At 40.4% G+C, this 17772-nt stretch carries 16 protein-coding genes; 10 read left to right on the top strand and 6 right to left on the bottom strand.

Going from position 1 to position 17772, the window contains the following annotated elements; translation table 11 throughout:
• The first annotated feature begins 6 nt into the window (after positions 1-6).
• The 3 genes from C2M30_RS00145 (at position 7) to rpmG (ending at position 1831) form a co-directional block, all read left to right on the top strand.
• Positions 7-1065 carry an efflux RND transporter periplasmic adaptor subunit gene (locus C2M30_RS00145; RefSeq protein ID WP_105170243.1) on the top strand — a complete coding sequence of 353 codons (1059 nt, stop codon included), beginning with the start codon at positions 7-9 and terminating at the stop codon, positions 1063-1065.
• A gap of 361 nt (positions 1066-1426) precedes the next feature.
• Entirely contained in the window at positions 1427-1663 is a 237-nt protein-coding gene (rpmB, locus tag C2M30_RS00140; protein WP_010562023.1) for a 50S ribosomal protein L28, read from the top strand.
• 12 nt (positions 1664-1675) lie between these two features.
• Positions 1676-1831 (top strand): 50S ribosomal protein L33, encoded by a 156-nt coding sequence (gene rpmG, locus C2M30_RS00135; RefSeq protein ID WP_005493124.1) that lies wholly within the window; start codon positions 1676-1678, stop codon positions 1829-1831.
• Positions 1832-2079: 248 nt separating this feature from the next.
• Here the strand turns inward: rpmG and C2M30_RS00130 are convergent, their stop codons facing one another.
• The 3 genes from C2M30_RS00130 to C2M30_RS00120 all read right to left on the bottom strand — a co-directional run bounded on the left by C2M30_RS00130 (position 2080) and on the right by C2M30_RS00120 (position 5141).
• The gene (locus tag C2M30_RS00130) at positions 2080-3819 is read right to left on the bottom strand and encodes a tetratricopeptide repeat-containing diguanylate cyclase (RefSeq protein WP_105170242.1); all 1740 of its coding nucleotides are present in this window, start codon (positions 3817-3819) and stop codon (positions 2080-2082) included.
• A gap of 44 nt (positions 3820-3863) precedes the next feature.
• The gene (locus tag C2M30_RS00125; RefSeq protein ID WP_105170241.1) at positions 3864-4097 is read right to left on the bottom strand and encodes a hypothetical protein; all 234 of its coding nucleotides are present in this window, start codon (positions 4095-4097) and stop codon (positions 3864-3866) included.
• A gap of 123 nt (positions 4098-4220) precedes the next feature.
• Positions 4221-5141 carry a manganese-dependent inorganic pyrophosphatase gene (locus C2M30_RS00120; protein ID WP_010562021.1) on the bottom strand — a complete coding sequence of 307 codons (921 nt, stop codon included), beginning with the start codon at positions 5139-5141 and terminating at the stop codon, positions 4221-4223.
• A 166-nt stretch (positions 5142-5307) separates the two neighbouring features.
• Between C2M30_RS00120 and C2M30_RS00115 the strand changes: the two genes are divergently transcribed.
• A complete protein-coding gene (locus C2M30_RS00115; protein WP_105170240.1) occupies positions 5308-5769 on the top strand; it encodes a hypothetical protein in 462 nt (153 codons plus the stop codon).
• An 8-nt stretch (positions 5770-5777) separates the two neighbouring features.
• The gene (gene mutM, locus C2M30_RS00110) at positions 5778-6587 is read left to right on the top strand and encodes a bifunctional DNA-formamidopyrimidine glycosylase/DNA-(apurinic or apyrimidinic site) lyase (RefSeq protein ID WP_105170239.1); all 810 of its coding nucleotides are present in this window, start codon (positions 5778-5780) and stop codon (positions 6585-6587) included.
• 44 nt (positions 6588-6631) lie between these two features.
• Here mutM and C2M30_RS00105 read toward each other — a convergent pair whose 3' ends face one another.
• Genes C2M30_RS00105 through C2M30_RS00095 form a run of 3 tightly spaced genes read right to left on the bottom strand, consistent with a single transcriptional unit; the run spans position 6632 to position 9154 of the window.
• On the bottom strand, positions 6632-7132 hold the full coding sequence (locus tag C2M30_RS00105) for a DUF3299 domain-containing protein (protein ID WP_105170238.1): 501 nt from the start codon (positions 7130-7132) through the stop codon (positions 6632-6634).
• 7 nt (positions 7133-7139) lie between these two features.
• Positions 7140-8471, bottom strand: a complete 1332-nt coding sequence (locus tag C2M30_RS00100) for an ABC transporter permease (RefSeq protein ID WP_105170237.1) — start codon at positions 8469-8471, stop codon at positions 7140-7142.
• Positions 8468-9154, bottom strand: coding sequence for an ABC transporter ATP-binding protein (locus C2M30_RS00095; RefSeq protein WP_105170236.1), 687 nt, complete (start codon positions 9152-9154; stop codon positions 8468-8470). Before C2M30_RS00095 ends, C2M30_RS00100 begins: the two co-directional genes overlap by 4 nt.
• A 199-nt stretch (positions 9155-9353) precedes the next feature.
• On the opposite strand from C2M30_RS00095, the gene C2M30_RS00090 reads away from it, so the two are divergent.
• The 5 genes from C2M30_RS00090 to C2M30_RS00070 all read left to right on the top strand — a co-directional run bounded on the left by C2M30_RS00090 (position 9354) and on the right by C2M30_RS00070 (position 17770).
• The gene (locus C2M30_RS00090) at positions 9354-10454 is read left to right on the top strand and encodes a phosphoribosylaminoimidazolesuccinocarboxamide synthase (RefSeq protein WP_105170235.1); all 1101 of its coding nucleotides are present in this window, start codon (positions 9354-9356) and stop codon (positions 10452-10454) included.
• A 546-nt stretch (positions 10455-11000) separates the two neighbouring features.
• A complete protein-coding gene (locus C2M30_RS00085; protein ID WP_105170234.1) occupies positions 11001-12836 on the top strand; it encodes a S8 family serine peptidase in 1836 nt (611 codons plus the stop codon).
• Positions 12837-12972: 136 nt separating this feature from the next.
• Positions 12973-14790 carry a S8 family serine peptidase gene (locus tag C2M30_RS00080; RefSeq protein ID WP_105170233.1) on the top strand — a complete coding sequence of 606 codons (1818 nt, stop codon included), beginning with the start codon at positions 12973-12975 and terminating at the stop codon, positions 14788-14790.
• Between the two features lie 110 nt (positions 14791-14900).
• Positions 14901-16049: a UDP-N-acetylglucosamine 2-epimerase gene (neuC, locus tag C2M30_RS00075; RefSeq protein WP_105170232.1), complete on the top strand. Its 1149-nt coding sequence runs from the start codon at positions 14901-14903 to the stop codon at positions 16047-16049.
• Between the two features lie 8 nt (positions 16050-16057).
• Positions 16058-17770 carry an FG-GAP repeat domain-containing protein gene (locus C2M30_RS00070; RefSeq protein ID WP_105170231.1) on the top strand — a complete coding sequence of 571 codons (1713 nt, stop codon included), beginning with the start codon at positions 16058-16060 and terminating at the stop codon, positions 17768-17770.
• Positions 17771-17772 lie beyond the last annotated feature (2 nt).

The following is a 17772-nucleotide window of genomic DNA, read 5'->3' as shown; positions in this document are numbered from 1 at the left end:
ACCAAGATGAATAAACCATTAAATACGCTGTTAGTTGCTTCATCGCTGTTGGTTGCACCTTTATATGCATTACCAACGGTTGCGGTCAAATTGGTTGAGCAAGCGCCACTTGTTCAAACCGTGGCTTTGAATGGCACTTTAAGAGGTAAAGGCGATGTTGATTTAACCGTTGGCACCGCGGGTAAGCTTAGTTTTGTTGCAGAGCCAGGTGCCATGATAAAGCGAGGTGATGTGATTGCGCGAATTGAAATGCTACCGCTTGAATTAGAAGCGGCAGAGCAGCGCATTATGATTAAGCGTGCTGAAGTTAATTTAACTTATCAACGCCAAGAGCTTGAAAGGCTTAAAAAATTAGCTAAGACCAGCAGTGCAGCGGCAAACCAAGTTGATTTAGTGCAAAGTCAGCATGACTTAGCGCTGACCGATATTGAGCTGGCAAAAGTGAAGCTGAAACAAATTGAAGACCGCATGGCACGAGCAACTGTGGTTGCACCATTTGACGGCATAGTCAGCAAACGCTTTTTATTAGCGGGCAGTGATGCGAGCCGTGCCGATAAGTTGGTGCATTTTATTGATATCAACAATTTGGAAGTACGTTTTTATGCGCCGGTAAAGTACTTGGCATATGCAGCGGTTGGTCAAAACGTTAGCTTAAGTAGTGGCAGCTTTGATAATTTGCAAACCGGTAAGGCAAGGGTAAGCGCGGTTATTCCAGCCACAGATTCGCGCTCGCAGACATTTGAAGTACGCGCTAAGCTGCTCACAAACAATAAAATGAGTTGGGCCAGTGGCCAACTTGTTGATGTTGATTTTAATATTGAAAAAACACAACCAAGCTTATTAGTTGAACGTGATGCGCTTATTTTACGAAAAGCAGGCGTTCATGTTGTAAAAATACAAGATGACAATAAAGCACAACAAGTTGCCGTGGAAGTTGGTCAAGGGCAAGGCAGTAAAGTTGAAGTGCGTCCTGTAACATTGGAGCAATTAAAACTAGGCGATAAAGTTGCCATCAGAGGCGCTGAAAGACTCACATCAGGACAAGAAGTGTTAGTGCAAGAGTAAGCTTAATTAAAAATTTTGACACAAAGTGAGAAAATTTATTGTTACTTTGTGCCTTTACTTACGAAATTAGTAGGCTAATTTAGTTCTGTTTATAAAAAGAAAACTCGAAAAAACAGGCTGTTTTGCTTAATTCGCGGAAATAGTGAAAATAAAAGTAAGTTTTACTTTCCCTCGGGGCAAGAGATCACTATAATTAGCCGCTATAAAATTTACACATGAGCTGAACTAAAGATCGGGTTTCTTGATCTTAGCCTGTATTTGCTGTATAAAGAGCGCCCTTTGATTAATTCCGGGGCAGAAACGTACACAAACCTCGGAAGAAATGATTTAGCTCGAGCGAAGTTATTGGAGATAAATAGACATGTCTAAAGTCTGTCAAGTTACAGGTAAGCGTCCAGCGGTAGGTAACCACCGTTCACACGCTCGCAATGCGACTAAGCGTCGTTTTTTACCTAACCTACAAACTCACCGTTTTTGGGTTGAAAGCGAAAAGCGTTTCGTTACATTACGTACTACTACTAAAGGTATGCGTATTATCGATAAGAAAGGCATCGACGCGGTATTAGTTGATATCCGTGCTCGCGGCGAAAAAGTATAAGGAGCTTGAGTCATGCGTGATAAGATCCGTTTAGTTTCTACTGCTGGTACTGGTTATTTCTACACTACCGACAAAAACAAGCGTAACATGCCTGAAAAAATGGAAATCAAAAAGTACGATCCAAAAGTACGTAAACACGTGATTTTCAAAGAAGCAAAAATCAAGTAATTGTGATTTGCTGAAAGAATTAAAAAAACCCGAGTTTATCTCGGGTTTTTTATTGCCTGAATTTTAAGCCAGCTTAATTTAATAATATCCTCTCGCTTAAGTAAGTGTTTTACTTTAACGTTGTAAAGTTGTGTTGATGACAGGAAATGTTTTGCTGTTTAATGGTTCTAATTGGGAATTGGCATCATCAAGTATTTAACTTAAATGTTGCTTGAAATGTAAGATTACTGCCTTCAGCTCATTTTTTATTACTGTGTGCGACTGGTAACCGTCTTACTAACAATCATATCGTAGTTATTAATCACACTTGCTAGGTTGATTTGATACAAATCTAATAGTTCCCCTTGATTTCGTCCCGCCTGCTTTGCTTTGTATAACGCTTGATCTGCAAGTTCTAGGGCAAAGTCTAATGTTGTCTCATCATAAATATTGACGTTGGAAGCAGCGCCAATCGATACAGAAATTGACACGCGATGCAGTTCAAATGTAATAGGTTCTGAATTAGTAATAGTGAGTAATTTTTTGATAAGTTGAGCATCAGCTTCTAGGTTGCTATTTTCAATCACCAGTAAAAACTCTTCGCCACCCATGCGAATCAGATTATCTTGCTGTCGAATTGATTGCCGAATGCGCTGGCAAAATTGTTTTAGTACCTGGTCGCCACAGGCGTGGCCATAGGTATCGTTGAGCGATTTAAAATGATCAATATCAAGGGCGAATAAGCTAAAGCTAGCTTCAGGCACATTCAGCATGCGCTCGCGCTGCTGTACTTCAAAAAAGCGACGGTTTAAACCTTCGGTAAGCGGATCGATAAAGCGTTCTTCATTGAGCTTAGTATTGTGTTTGGTTAGCTTTTTATTGGATGTATTTAGCTTGCGATAAAAAAACGACAAAATAATAAAGGCTAACAAAGTGATAACAGCACTTAATACCCATATTCGTTTTTGCAATGACTTGTTTTCAATTTCAGTATTTTTGCGCTGATTATCAAACGCTAACTGCTCAATTTCTTGATCTTTTTGTGCCACCTCGTAAAGCTCTTTAATACGTAGCATACGGCTCTCGCGTTCGGTGTTAAATATCTTATCGCTCAGTTCTTTGTAGCGTAACTGTGCTTTATATGCCGCTTCAAAATTTTCAATGCTGGCCATCGCTTCCGACCAAGATTTATAGTTATCTGCCAACAAGCTAATCATTTTATACTCTTCAAAATAGCTATTGCCTTTATCGAAGTACTCTTGAGCTAGGTCGAGCTGATTTAAATAAACATTATTAATCGCCATAATAGAGTAGGCGTGCGCAGCGAGGGTTTGATAGTCACTTTGTTGTGCATATTGCAGCGTCTTTTTTGCGTAGTCATTTGAAAGCGCAAGTTCGCCTTCAGTAAAGGCAATTGCAGCTAAATTGCTGTAAATTTCGTGAATTGCATCTTGGTTTTCAAGTTTTTTAGCCTGTTCAATAGCGTCTAGGTAAATGGCTTTTGCTTGAGCTGTATTACCTTGGCTATTCAGAATAAACCCTCTATTTTGATATAGACCTAAAATGGCATTTTGTTGGTCTACACTTTTATACCAATCAATCGCCCATTGGTTATTTATCAGTGCGTCGTCAAAAAAACCTAGTTCTGCTTCTGAGATTGCGATAATGGCTCTACTGGTGGCTTCTCGGTAATTGTCTTTATTCACGTTAGCAATGGTCATTGCCAATTTTGCTGCCTCAATTGCCGCCGAGTGCCTGCCTGTATCTTGCGCCATCATGGCAAAGCTAATGGCAATCCAGTATTTAAGTACAGGTGTTTGTGCATTTAGTGCATAGTTAAATGATTGCTCAATGTAGAGATCGTATTGCTTAGCATCTTTTTCAAAATAATAGCGCCAAGATTTACAAAAGCTGGTTGCTGCAGAAATAGCGGGATCTGAGGCTGAGCTGATAGTCAGCGCCAGTAAACTTTGTTCTGTTTGTTGGTAGGCATCTTGTTGGTTATTCACCAGTTCAAGATAGCAGCGGTAACTTAATAAGTAGGCGAGATCGTTTAAATTTTTGTTGGATTTTGTTCATTGAACTGATTTAGCGCAGCCAGCATCTCAAGGTTGTCTTGATTATGCTTAAGCGAAAGCTGTTCAATGCGATTTTCGTAATTGGAGAATGTTAAGTTACTTTGCTTTTGAATGTGTGCGCTAATATTTTGCTGTGTTGCTTGCTCTATCTCTGTCGCATCAAGCGCAGCTGCAAATAAAACACAAAACAAAAATACTATTAATGGCATCGCAAACTTAACTAATTGAATTTATATAAGCATAGAGCTTAATTGATGGTTTGCATAGCGAAATGGCGCTTTATCTTAAGCATTAAAAAAGGCGCTAAACGCGCCTTTTTTACTAAAGCTTAATTAAGCAAATGCATCTTGTAGTGGTGGCACTACTTGCTTCTTACGGCTTAGTACACCATCTAACCAAACACGGCTTTGCTCAGGCGCAACACCGTAAGCACGCTCAACAATGCCTTCGTCATCAGACGCGATTAGCATTTGTGAACCTTCTTTCATGATGTCTGTAAGTAGTAAGAATACAGAATGACGACCACCTTCTTCTTTAAGCTTTGCAATATCAGCTTCAAGGTCAGCTTTGATGTCGTCAAATACAGCTAAGTCGATAACTTCTAACTGACCGATACCTACTAGGTTGCCGTTCATATTGAAGTCTTTAAAGTCACGCATAACTAGGTCGCGAGCTGGCGTACCTTCAACTGCAGACTTAACTTTAAACATTTCCATACCGAATGCTTTGTAGTCTTCGATACCTGCGATTTCAGCCAGTACTTCAACACACTTGATATCAGCAGTAGTACAAGTTGGTGACTTGAAGATTACAGTATCAGATAGGATTGCACCTAACATAAGCCCAGCGATGTTCTTTGGAATTTCAACACCGTAGAAGTCATACATCATCTTGATGATAGTGTTTGAACAGCCTACAGGGCGGATCCAACACTCAAGAGGTGTAGACGTTGTTAAATCGCCCAGTTTGTGGTGGTCAACAACACCAACAACCGTTGCTTCATCAATGTCATCTGGTGCTTGTGTTTTTTCAGTGTGGTCTACAATGTAAACCTCTTCACCTGCGTAGCTCATTTTAAGCTCAGGTGCTTCAAAACCAAATGTGTCTAGAATGAACTGAGTTTCAGGTGATACATCGCCTAAACGTGTTGCGATTGCTGCTTCACCAATTTGATTCTTTAAATATGCAAGTGCAATTGCACCACAGATAGAATCTGAATCAGGGATCTTATGACCCACTACATACATTGCCATGGACGGAACTCCTTAAATTTTGGCGCATAGTTTAGCAAAAAAATAGCCTTTTAACAGCGACAGAAATTACTCATTTGGTATTACTTATACACTACCTAAATGGATGCTAAAGCGGCGTGTTTCATATAGACTTAGTAATACTGAAATACGCGCGTTTAGGATCGAAATGATTAGGCTTGGAAGAACCGGCTGGAATAATGTAATTATTTTCGCCATGCTGCTAATGATTTTTTTGTTTAATGGACTGCATCATAAGATTATCTCGACGTCTGATGATGAGGCTACTCAATCATTGTTGCCACCCAATAGCGCGGTATTGACCTATCAATACAGTGATTTCAAAATTGAGCGTATCGGTACGAGTTGGCGCACTAATAAGCAGTTAAATATTGATGTTGAATTGCTTGATTTAAATTGGCGACAAGCAAGCGGTGAGGTGATGCCGATAGTTGATGAAAAGTCCTCGGCGCTCGCAAGCGTGGAACTTTTCATTGCAGGTTATGATCGCAGTTTGGTGTTTGACGTATTTACTACGCCAGGTGGGTGTTTTGTTGATGATAATCAAGCGCGTCGTTTAAAATTAGATAAACAAACCTGCAATCAGTTATTTCCTACCACGGAGTTTTAGAGTTTTTTATGCCTGAATTACCAGAAGTTGAAGTGAGCCGTTTAGGCATTACACCCCATATGCTAAAGCAAACGGTGAAACAAGTGCGTGTTCATCAAGCGCAATTGCGTTGGCCTGTGCCAAACGACGTTTATCAACTTGAAGGTAAAACAATTACAGACATCAGCCGCCGCGCGAAATACTTAATGATTAGTGTGGATACAGGTAGTGTTATTTTACACTTAGGCATGTCGGGGAATCTGCGGGTGGTCGATAATTCTGTTCCACTCAAAAAGCATGATCACGTCGAAATAGAGCTCGAAAATGGCAAAGTACTCCGTCTAAATGATCCTCGCCGTTTTGGCGCTTGTTTGTGGCAAGCAGCGGGTGAAATTCATAGCAGCTTACTAAAATTGGGTCCTGAGCCATTAACCGACGACTTTGATGCTGACTACCTCTATGAAAAATCACGACAAAAGCAAACTGCAATAAAACAGTTTTTAATGGATAACAGCGTGGTTGTAGGAGTGGGTAATATTTATGCCAATGAATCTTTATTTAAAGCGGGTATTCACCCTAAGCGCGCTGCAGGTAAGATCTCTAAAAAGCGTTACCAACAATTAGTGCCTATCGTAAAGCAAACATTAGCGGATGCCATTGAACAGGGCGGCACAACACTGAAAGACTTTGCCCAAACTGATGGCAAACCAGGTTATTTTGCTCAGAAGTTACTAGTGTATGGGCGTAAAGGCGAGCCGTGTGTAACCTGCAAAGAGCCACTGCTCGAAATTCGCCAAGGACAACGCAGTACCGTGTATTGTAAAAATTGTCAGAAATAGAGCTAGAAAAAAGGCGCTGTAGCGCCTTTTTTGTTTAAATGTATTTAAAGGTCAAATGGCGCAACGCCTACGCCTTCGATACGATAACCTACTTTTGCTAGCTCGCCCTCCCAACTTTCGGTTTTCATTTTACCGGTAACAGAAATGGCATCGTAAAGGCTTTCGATTGGTACACCATCTTTAAAAGTCACATGCACAATCTGGTTTGGCGGCGGTGGCGGCACATGAATACAGGCGCCAAAATAAGGTACTAATAAAAATTCGGTGATCACTTCATCATCACCCTCAAGTGGCACAACAAAGCCAGGCAATGTCACCATAGTATTATTTAGCTCTTTTACAATGGGCGCGTTTAAATCGGGCTGCACCCAATTGGCTTCAGAGTTTTCATTATGTGCAGCTTGCCCTTCAACAGGTGATGACGAGTAGCCTTTAGGAATGAGATCTTCCCAGTAAAGCTCTTTTGCTTTTCCATTGGCAAACAGCTGATTACTTAATAACGTTATTAAGGCGAAAAAAGTAAACAATAGCGAATGTCGTTTCATATAATTCTCAAACTTTTATGGTTAAGCCATCGCTCAATGCGTAACGATATGCTTTGTAAGCAGGTAAACAACCAAATATGGTGCCAAGCAAAATAATACCAGCCAATAAGCTCATTTGATATTGGCTAAGTGCCATAAGTTGCAAGTGAATCCCGCTGATACTGCCAAGCATGTTAGCAAGCAATACAATAACAAGGTAATAAAATGCGATAGCCAGCAAGGTAGCACACGTTGTGATTAATAGTGCTTCTAACCCGAGTAACGTAAATATGGTACTCGGCGATGCGCCCACTGAGCGTAAAATTGCAAGCTCGCGGCGGCGCTGACTGAGACTTGCCAATAAATTAGTCAACATGCCAAGTAAAGCAATAACGACAACAGCACCTGAGATAACCAATAAGGCTTTTTCAAATACACCGACCACTTCCCATAATTGGCGCAAAGTGAACTTGGGCATAATCGCCAACAGTGGCTCTTGCTTAGATTGGCTGATATTACGTTGTAGTTGCAGTGCAAAAATTGGACTTTTTAGGCCTAATAAAAATGCGCTGATTTTTTTTGGCTGGCCGGTGAGTTCCGCATTTGATAGGGCGGGCAGCTTGTCATGTTCATCATGCTGTTCGCTGTGGTGTTGATGATCATCATGGTGGTCGTGGTCATGATGCTCATCTGCTTGATGCTTCTGGCTAATACTAGGTATTGTTGAGCCATGAATATTATCAATTGCCACTAACGGCACATGCACACTGTTATCAACCGCCGTGCCGGTTGCCGCTAAAATTCCCACGACTTTAAATGGGTGGTCGTCATGATGATGAAAGCTGGTATTGCCAGCGCCATGCGACAGTACAATCGAGTCACCTAAATGGTAATGCAGCTTTTTAGCGACATTACTGCCAAGCACCACATGATTTACTTGTTCAAAAGCGTGTCCTTTTGTGAATACAAGGTTTTGCTTATTGGCATAACGATAATGAGCAAAGTAGTCATTATTAGTACCAATAACGCTAAAACCTTTGTGGCTATCACCAAGCGAAAGTGGAATAGCCCATTTTACTGAGCGTTTGCTGGTAATATCTTGATAGCTTGTGAAACTTAAATTGTTCGTTGGGTGACCGATACGAAATACCGAAAAAAGTAATAATTCGGTGCTGCCAGTGCGAGCACCGACAATTAAATCGGTGCCTGATACCGTATTATGAAAGCTTGCTTTGGCATCAACACGGGCACGTTCAATAAGCAGTAACAAGGTAATACTTAAAGCAATCGCAATGGTCGTTATGGCAATACTTGAAAAACGATTCAGTAAGCTTTTGCGGGAGAGGGTTAATAGGCTCATAGTGTTTGCTCCTGCATAAAGCTTGCAAGCGCTACTTGCCTATCAAACAAATTTGCGAGCGTTTGGTCATGGCTGACAAACAAAATACTGGTTTGATTATTGTTAGCTTGCTCAAAAAGCTGGTTAATAAATTCTTCTCGAGCGTCGTTATCAAGAGCAGACGTAGGTTCATCAGCAATGATGAGTTCTGGTTCACCAAGTAATGCTCTGGCAGCGGCAACGCGTTGTTGTTGGCCTATGCTTAGTTGATTGACTGGCTTAGCAATATTTTGTTCGCTTAAACCAAGCGCCATTAATAACTTATTCGCACCTTTTTCAACACTGCCGTATTTGGTTATGGCTTTTTCAGTACGTATTTTTGAGAACTCACACCCCAGCGCAACGTTTTCAGTTGCAGATAAAAAAGGGATTAAATTAAATTGCTGAAAAATATAGCCAATATGATCTGCGCGAAAGCGGTCTTTTTGTTTTTGTGAAAGAGTCGAAAAAGCGGTGTCTAAAATTGAGATTGAACCGCTGTTATGTTGCTGCACACCAGTAATTAGCGACAGCAATGTTGATTTACCACTGCCACTTGGGCCGTAAATAAACACATGTTCGCCTTTTGCTAAGGCAAAATCATGCAGCACAAATTGGCTCTGAGTGCCTGGATAAGAAAATGTGAGATTATTAATCGCTAACATGACTGCACAAAATAAATTTAAATTGGTGTGATACTATAACAACAACACCTTGAAACCAATCTTTTGCGATAGCAATTCATACGCTTGCTTTTTTTGTTCAATTATTGAGTTTGCAGCGACTTTTCACTAAAATTGGCGCACCCCAATTTAGAGCGCATAAAGTGCTTTTCTAGTATCAAAAATATCTTTTGGAGTTTCCATGAGTTCATATAAGGTTTTGGACGTAAATGACGATTTACCGATCCGTACCAAAGGTAAGGTTCACAGCGGTAAAGTTCGCAGTGTTTATTGGTTAACCGAGCAAGACAGCGTTCGCTTAATCGAAGAAAAGGGATATAACATTCCAAAAGATACACCACTTGCACTTATGGTTATTTCAGACCGTATTTCAGCGTTTGACTGTATTTGGCAAGGTGAAAACGGCCTTAACGGTGTGCCAGGTAAAGGTATTGCGCTTAACTCAGTGGCGTCTCACTGGTTTAAATTATTTGACGAAGCAGGCCTTGCGGGTAATCACATTGTTGATATTCCACACCCTTATGTATGGATTGTACGTAAAGCTGAAACTGTTCGCGTTGAAGCAATTGCACGCCAATACATTACGGGTAGCATGTGGCGTGATTACGCAAAAGGCGTTCGCAACTTCTGTGGTATTGATTTACCAGAAGGTTTAGAAGCTCACCAGAAATTAGACAATGTATTAATTACACCATCGACTAAAGGCATTATTACTGGCGTAGCAGAAGTGCCAGAAGTAGATGATGTCAATATTACACGCGAAAACATCGAAAACAATTTAGCAGCATTTAATTTTAAGTCGGCAAGCGATATAGATTTATACGAAAAGCTATTAACTGAAGGCTTTAAGCTAATTAGCGAGCAACTTGCTGAGCTTGACCAAATTTTTGTGGATACGAAATTTGAGTTTGGCTACGTTGAAGAAGTTGATGGTTCGCATAAGCTTATTTATATCGATGAAGTTGGTACACCAGATTCATCACGTATTTGGGATGGCCCAGCTTACCGCGATGGTAAGATTGTTGAAAACTCGAAAGAGGGTTTCCGCCAGTTATTAATTAATAACGTACCTGATAGCGATGTATTACTTAATAAAGATCGCATGGATGAACGTGAAGAACTCGCCAAAGGTTACAAACTACCGGTCGATGTGATGATGCAAGTGTCAGACACTTACGTTGGTATTGCGAGTAAAATTGTTGGTAAACAGTTAGAAATTCCAAGCGATCCGCGTCAAGAAGTGATCGACATTCTTGATAAAGAATACGGTCTAATCGACTAAGCTTTAATGCGCCTTAAATAACCCTTATTTAGGGCGCTTTTTTATTACACCTTTCCTTTATTAGATCTTACCTATTCAATCTACTATTTATTGCTTTCTACTTATCTTAGAGCTTTAGCCTGAAAATAAGGCTTCTCTCCCAGCATATTTTTGCCGTGTGTGTGACGTTTTTATGTGATGTTAACTTTGTTTACAAAGTGATTGTAAACAAATGTAACGGTGTTTTTGGGTTCAATATAAATGAAATGCGAAATAAGACTGATTTCTATTAAAGTTAATTTGAACAGGTCTGATGAGTTTGAAGACATATTTGGAAATATTATCCCTTTTTTTCGATTAATTGAGTTGTTTGTTGCAATAATGCTTTTAGCTGTTTAGCTCTGAAGCTGTTTAGATGTCTGCTTATGCTAATTTAAATTAAATTATTTTAATAATGGAATATGTGATTTTTGTTGTTGAAATGTTAAAACTTGGTTAACTTTATTCCCGAATACAGATACGGCTTTCAAAGCATGTGTCTCACTTTATGTAATCTGGGAAAGCTATATGAAATTAAAAACATTAACTACATCAGTACTACTAGCGTTAAGCACAGTAGCTACTGCGCAAGCAGCAGATGAAAACCGTTTTATCATCCAAGTTGATAACAACAACAAAGGCGTAGTAAAAGCGCTCGCTAAAAAACTTGGTGGTGATATTAAACTAGATTCAAATGGATTTTTTGCTGCAAGCTTCTCAGGGAAAGATTTATCAGAAGTGAAAGGACTTCTTAACAACCCACATATTAAACTAATTGAGCAAGATTTTGTGCGTAAGCCAATGTCACTTTACAGTGATGACATTGGTGATGCGACGACACAGCAATTAACACCGTATGCTGTATACCAATCACAGGCAGATCAACTAGCGTTTGATGCATCTTCAGATATGAAGGTATGTGTAATCGATTCAGGTCTTGATCAATCTAACCCAGATTTTGTTTGGGGTAACATCACTGGTGATAATGATTCTGGTACAGGTAACTGGAATGAGCATGGTGGTCCTCACGGTACTCACGTAGCGGGTACAATTGGTGCAGCTGATAACGGTTTTGGTGTAGTAGGTATGGCACCAGGCGTACCAATGCACATTATTAAAGTATTTAATGCTGAAGGTTGGGGTTATTCATCAGATTTAGCGCATGCAGCTAACCTTTGTAGCCAAGCTGGTGCAAACATCATTAGCATGAGCTTAGGCGGCGGCGGTTCTAACAGTACCGAATCAAACGCATTTGCGAACTTTACTGCTGCAGGTGGTTTAGTTGTAGCGGCAGCGGGTAACGACGGTAACAATGTGCGTTCATACCCTGCGGGTTACCCATCAGTTATGATGATTGGTGCAAATGATAATAACGACCAAATTGCAGACTTCTCACAATTCCCTAGCTGTACAACAGGTCGTGGTAAGCAAGCAACTGAAGATGAAACCATCTGTGTTGAAGTAACTGCTGGTGGTGTAGACACACTTTCTACTTACCCTGCAGATATGGCAACAAGTGCATCACTTTCTGCAGATGGCGTTGCGATGAATACATCATCAATGGAAAACGCAGGTGAAGCAACAGCCTCTACCTTCTTTATGGGTACAGCTGAGGTGGTTAACTCTGCAGCTGCAGGTAAAATTTGTGTAATCGACCGTGGTAATATTTCGTTCCACGATAAAGTACTTAACTGTGAAAACTCAGGCGGTGTAGGTGCTGTTATTATTAATAACGAAGCGGGCATGCTTTACGCAACATTAGGTGATACAAACGCGACGTCAATTCCTGCAGTAGGTGCAGCACTTGAAGACCGCGCGACGCTTCTTAATGCAGCATCAATGACAGTTAAAATTGGTACAAGTGATTACGGCTTTATGAGCGGTACATCAATGGCAACACCAGCTGTTTCAGGTATTGCAGCACTAGTTTGGTCAAACCACCCAACCTGTACTGGTACTGAAATCCGTGATGCGCTTAAAGCAACAGCGCAAGATGCAGGTGCGGCAGGTAAAGATGTTTACTTCGGTTACGGTATTGTTAAAGCAAAAGCGGCTGATGATTACCTAACAGCTAACGGTTGTGCTGGCGGTGACAATGGCGGCGGTAACGGTGGCGGTGAAGGCGATATCACATTATCAGCACAGGGTTACAAAGTGAAAGGTACTAAACGTGTAGACCTAACTTGGTCAGGTACAAGTGTATCTTCAATGGACGTTTTTCGTAACGGTTCAATGGTTGCGACAGTATCAAATACAGGTAGCTACACAGATGCAGTTGGTGGTAAAGGTGGCGGTAGCTTCACTTACCAAGTATGTGAAGCGAGTACTTCTACATGCTCTGCTGAGAAAACAGTTGTTTTTTAATTAATTTGCTAATCAACCCATAAATCAAAGCCGCTTACGCGGCTTTTTTATGCGCTGCAATATCTGTTATTACTGGCATTTCGCATAAAATTTACTATTCTAAAAACTGCAACAATCATGTTTGGGGCAGTAACTAATGAAACTCTCTTCTCTTACCGTATGCATTGCATTGTCTTTTACTGCGAGTGTGTACGCCGAAATCGATAACCACCGTTATATCATTCAAGTCGACAATGGTCATAAAGGCGTAGTTAAAGCACTTGCAAAGCAATTAGGTGGCGAAATTAAGCTTGATAGTGATGGCTTTTTTGCCGCGTCATTTAATGGTACCGATTTATCTACGTTAAAAGGGCTGTTAAATAACCCGCATATTAAATTGATTGAACAAGATCATCCTCGCCAAGCATTTAATCTGTTTAATGATGATATTGGTGATGCAATGTCACAGCAATTAACGCCTTATGCTGTGTATCAATCACAAGCAAATCAAGTGTTATTTGATGGCAATACTGGTATTAAAGTTTGCGTGATTGACTCAGGCTTAGACCAATCTAATAACGATTTTGTGTGGGGCAATATAGATGGCACTAACGATTCCGGTACGGGTAACTGGTATGAGCAAGGTGGACCTCACGGCACCCATGTAGCAGGCACCATTGGGGCTTCGGATAACAGTTTTGGTGTTGTGGGTATGGCACCCGGCGTACAAATGCACATTGTAAAAGTATTTAATACCAGTGGTTGGGGGTATTCATCAAGCCTTGCCCATGCAGCGAATGTTTGCGCGGCAGCAGGTGCTAATATCATTAATATGAGTTTAGGTGGCGGTGGTGCAAGCTCTACTGAGTCTGCCGCATTTGAAAACTTTGCAAGTGCTGGAGGTCTGTCTGTAGCTGCTGCAGGTAATGATGGCAACAGTGTTCGCAGTTACCCTGCAGGTTATTCGTCGGTGATGATGATAGGCGCCAACGATGCTAACAATCAAATAGCCGCTTTCTCTCAATTTCCAAGTTGTGAAACGGGTCGTGGTAAAAAACGAAAACAAGATGAAACCATTTGCGTAGAAGTCACCGCAGGTGGTTTAGATACCTTATCAACCTATCCTGCAGGAACTGCAAGTACTGCTGCTGTGTTAGCTGATGGTTTTGGGGTTGCTTCGAGCGCGATGGAAAATACCGGGGACGAAACCGCTGCACCTCACTTTATGGGGCTCGGAGATTCTGTTGATAATGGTGCTAACGGCAAAGTGTGTGTGATTGATAGAGGCAGCATTAGTTTTCATGATAAAGCGCTTAATTGCCAAAACTCTGGCGGTATTGCTGCGGTTATAGTGAATAATGAAGCTGGGTTATTTAGTGGTACATTGGGCACACCCAATAACACTAATATTCCAACAGTGGGTGTTGCTTTTGAAGACAGAAGCCAAGTGCTAAATGCGTTATCTATCCGCGTTAAAGTAGGAGCTAGCGATTATGGTTATATGAGTGGCACATCTATGGCAACTCCAGCCGTTGCAGGCGTAGCAGCACTGGTTTGGTCAAATCATTCCGATTGTAGCGGCGAAGATATTCGTAGTGCATTAAAAGCAAGCGCGCTTGATGGCGGAGCCACTGGTAAAGATGTGTACTTTGGTTATGGCATAGTACAAGCAAAAGCCGCAGATGATTACTTAATTGCTAACCCGTGTGGTGGTGATGGCGGTGGTGACCCAGGTACTACGGACTTTAACATAACTGGCTATAAAGTAAGGGGTGTACAACACGTAGACCTTGTTTGGTCGGGCATATCGGGCAGTTTGGTCGACATTTACCGTAATGGCACTGTTGTTAACTCAGTAAGTAATAATGGCGAATACACTGATAACATCGGTGTGAAAGGCGGTGGTAGCTACACCTATAAAGTATGTGAAGCTGGCACTAATCAATGCACTTCAGAGCAATCGGTGGTGTTTTAAATAAGCTGCGATAGGGAAGTCGCATACCAAATGCTAGCAGTAGTCCCATGTTTGACTTAAGCCTCAGTTAAAATTCATGTAATATACAACAAAAAATTGTTGGAAATAACATGAAGAAGAAAGTTGCCGCAATTACTAGTTCTCGTGCTGATTACAGCCATTTATATTGGCCACTTAAGTTACTGGAAGCCGATTCAGAGATTGAATTAACCATAGTTGCAATGGCGGCTCATATGTCGCCAGAGTATGGTAATACTTGGCAAGAAATCGCAGCTGAAAACTTCTCTCATATCGAAACAATAGAGTGTCTTTTAAGCTCAGATACTGATCTGGGAATGGCAAAATCACTTGGTTTAGCTACGCTGAGCCTTGCGGATAAGCTCGCCCAATTAAAACCTGATTTAGTATTAATCATTGCAGATCGCTATGAAATGTTAGCGCCAGCCAATGTAGCATTAACATTACGTATTCCAATTTTGCATATTGAAGGTGGTGATATTAGCGAAGGTGCAATTGATGATGCTGTACGTAATGCGTTAACTAAAATGAGCCATATTCATTTTACTCCTACAGAAAAAGCAAAGCGACGTGTTTTGGCTATGGGCGAAGAAGAGTGGCGAGTGCATTTTAGCGGTGCGCCATCACTTGATCATATTGCAAAGTCAAAACTAAAAACTAAACAAGAAATAAAAGATCTTTTAGGTCTCTCAGATGAATATCCTATTGTAATTGTAACCCTGCATTCAGTTTCTCTACTTAATGATGCAACAGAAGAAGTTACAGCACTCTTTGATGCTTTGGATAAACATAAATTTCAATATGTTTTTTCTTTTCCTAATGCAGATCTTGGTTCCCATATCATAATGCAAAAGGCTGAAGCTTTCTGTAAAAGCAATGAAAGAGCTCAGATACATGTAAATTTGGGAGCTCTAAATTATTTTTCACTACTTTCGGTGGCAGATTGTATGATTGGAAATTCATCAAGCGGCATAATGGAAACCCCAAGTTTTTGTTTACCCACAATTAATGTAGGTTTACGTCAAAAAGGACGAGAACAAGCGAAGAATATTATCGATGTAAAAGCGGATAAAAAAGCCATCTCGAACGCGATTACACAAGCGCTTAGCTCTGAATTTAGAGAATCAATTAAAGATACAATTAATCCATATGGCAATGGTGATGCCTCTGTAATTATCAGAGATGTGATCAAATCATTACCTGAACGAGATGTCTTGCTCTTTAAGAAAAACCAATTGTAGGGAAAGTAATGAGTAAACACTCTAATACTCAAAAAAAGGGCATAAAGTTCACATTGTCTATGCTGCTTTTGCCATTTATGGCGATTGCGAGTAATTCTGTATTTGAAGATATCACTCAGAAAAGCGGTGTAAATTTCAATCATTTTAATGGCATGACAGGAAAGTTTTATTTTCCTGAAATGACAGGCTCTGGCGGAGCCTTATTCGATTATGATAATGATGGTGACCTTGATTTATACATAGTGCAAGGTGCTTTGCTTGGTAAAAATGACACCTTAAAAGATACGCTTTATAAACCCCAGCAGCCAATCGGCGATAAGTTGTATCGCAATGATTATATTCTAAATGGCAAAGTACAAGGAAAAATTAGCTTTACAGATGTAACTGAGCAAAGCAAATTAGCGGTTACTGATTACGGTATGGGCGTTGCTGTTGGTGATTATAATAATGACGGATGGCGCGATCTTGTCGTAACAAATTATGGCTTTAATCGTCTTTTAAAAAATAATGGTGACGGCACATTCTCAGATCAAAGTGATGTATTAAAACAATCGCAACATCGTTGGGGTACAAGTGCGAGTTTTTTTGATTATAACAATGATGGCTGGCTTGATTTATATATCACTAACTATGTTGATTATGATGTTAATAATCTTAAAAAGTGCTATGCCCGCAATAGCCGCCTAGATTATTGTGGTCCAGCAGCATTTACACCTCAAGCTGATACTCTCTACCTAAATAATGGTGATGGCAGCTTTTCTGATATGACATTTAAAACTCTATCAGACTATCAAGCAGGGCCTGGACTTGGCGTGATTGCTGATGATTTTAATAATGATGGATGGCTTGATTTATTTGTTGCTAATGATGGTGCGGCTAACCAACTGTGGTTAAATCAACAAGGTAAAGGGTTTGTTGATGATGCACTTTTTTCTGGTACTGCTTTTAACTTAGATGGTCAAGCTGAAGCTAGTATGGGCGTAGATGCTGCAGATTTTGATAATGATGGTGATAGTGATTTGTTTATGACTCACCTTATGGGTGAAACAAATACATTATATAAAAATGACGGAACCGGCTTATTTACCGATGTGAGTCAAAAAATGGGACTTGGTTTATCAAGCTTGCCATACACTGCTTTTGGAACTGCTTGGTTGGATTTTGATAACGATACCTTTTTGGATTTAGTAGTTTTAAATGGCGCTGTTACCTCTATAGAATCCCAATTGCAGGCAGGTGAAATCTATCCATTAAAACAACCTAATCAATTGTTTAAAAATATTTCAGGTGGAAGTTTTAAAGAGTTAAAGGGAGAAAGTGTTAGCTCTTTAAACCACAGTTATGTATCACGTGGTGCAGCTGTGGGTGATTTGGACAATGATGGTGATACAGATTTAGTTATTTTTAATAACAATGGACCAGTACGCATTTTGCAAAATACCTATACACAAAAACCTAACTGGGTGGGTTTCTCATTGAATTCAAAACAATTTAAACGTACCAGTTATGGTGCGAAAATTGAGATTAAATTGGCTTCTGGAAAGTCTATATGGCGCCGTGTTAGGGCCGATGGTAGTTATTGTTCAGCAAACGATGATCGGATCTTGGTGGGTTTAGGAAGTAACACAAAAATTAATCAAGTAGTGATCCATCAGCCTAGTAAAAAACCGCAAATATTAAATTCGTTTAAGCTAAAACAGTATAATTCGATAACACTATAGCT

The organism is Pseudoalteromonas sp. T1lg24, assembly GCF_002964745.1.
Taxonomy (GTDB): Bacteria; Pseudomonadota; Gammaproteobacteria; order Enterobacterales; family Alteromonadaceae; genus Pseudoalteromonas; species Pseudoalteromonas spongiae.
This window is presented reverse-complemented; position numbering and strand designations above follow the sequence as displayed.

Bases quoted from the DNA above. Each gene is read 5' to 3' on its own strand.
- C2M30_RS00145 (WP_105170243.1), top strand. From the start codon at position 7: ATGAATAAACCATTAAATACGCTGTTAGTTGCTTCATCGCTGTTGGTT.
- rpmB (WP_010562023.1), top strand. From the start codon at position 1,427: ATGTCTAAAGTCTGTCAAGTTACAGGTAAGCGTCCAGCGGTAGGTAAC.
- rpmG (WP_005493124.1), top strand. From the start codon at position 1,676: ATGCGTGATAAGATCCGTTTAGTTTCTACTGCTGGTACTGGTTATTTC.
- C2M30_RS00125 (WP_105170241.1), bottom strand. From the start codon at position 4,097: ATGCCATTAATAGTATTTTTGTTTTGTGTTTTATTTGCAGCTGCGCTT.
- C2M30_RS00120 (WP_010562021.1), bottom strand. From the start codon at position 5,141: ATGGCAATGTATGTAGTGGGTCATAAGATCCCTGATTCAGATTCTATC.
- C2M30_RS00115 (WP_105170240.1), top strand. From the start codon at position 5,308: ATGATTAGGCTTGGAAGAACCGGCTGGAATAATGTAATTATTTTCGCC.
- mutM (WP_105170239.1), top strand. From the start codon at position 5,778: ATGCCTGAATTACCAGAAGTTGAAGTGAGCCGTTTAGGCATTACACCC.
- C2M30_RS00105 (WP_105170238.1), bottom strand. From the start codon at position 7,132: ATGAAACGACATTCGCTATTGTTTACTTTTTTCGCCTTAATAACGTTA.
- C2M30_RS00100 (WP_105170237.1), bottom strand. From the start codon at position 8,471: ATGAGCCTATTAACCCTCTCCCGCAAAAGCTTACTGAATCGTTTTTCA.
- C2M30_RS00095 (WP_105170236.1), bottom strand. From the start codon at position 9,154: ATGTTAGCGATTAATAATCTCACATTTTCTTATCCAGGCACTCAGAGC.
- C2M30_RS00090 (WP_105170235.1), top strand. From the start codon at position 9,354: ATGAGTTCATATAAGGTTTTGGACGTAAATGACGATTTACCGATCCGT.
- C2M30_RS00085 (WP_105170234.1), top strand. From the start codon at position 11,001: ATGAAATTAAAAACATTAACTACATCAGTACTACTAGCGTTAAGCACA.
- C2M30_RS00080 (WP_105170233.1), top strand. From the start codon at position 12,973: ATGAAACTCTCTTCTCTTACCGTATGCATTGCATTGTCTTTTACTGCG.
- neuC (WP_105170232.1), top strand. From the start codon at position 14,901: ATGAAGAAGAAAGTTGCCGCAATTACTAGTTCTCGTGCTGATTACAGC.
- C2M30_RS00070 (WP_105170231.1), top strand. From the start codon at position 16,058: ATGAGTAAACACTCTAATACTCAAAAAAAGGGCATAAAGTTCACATTG.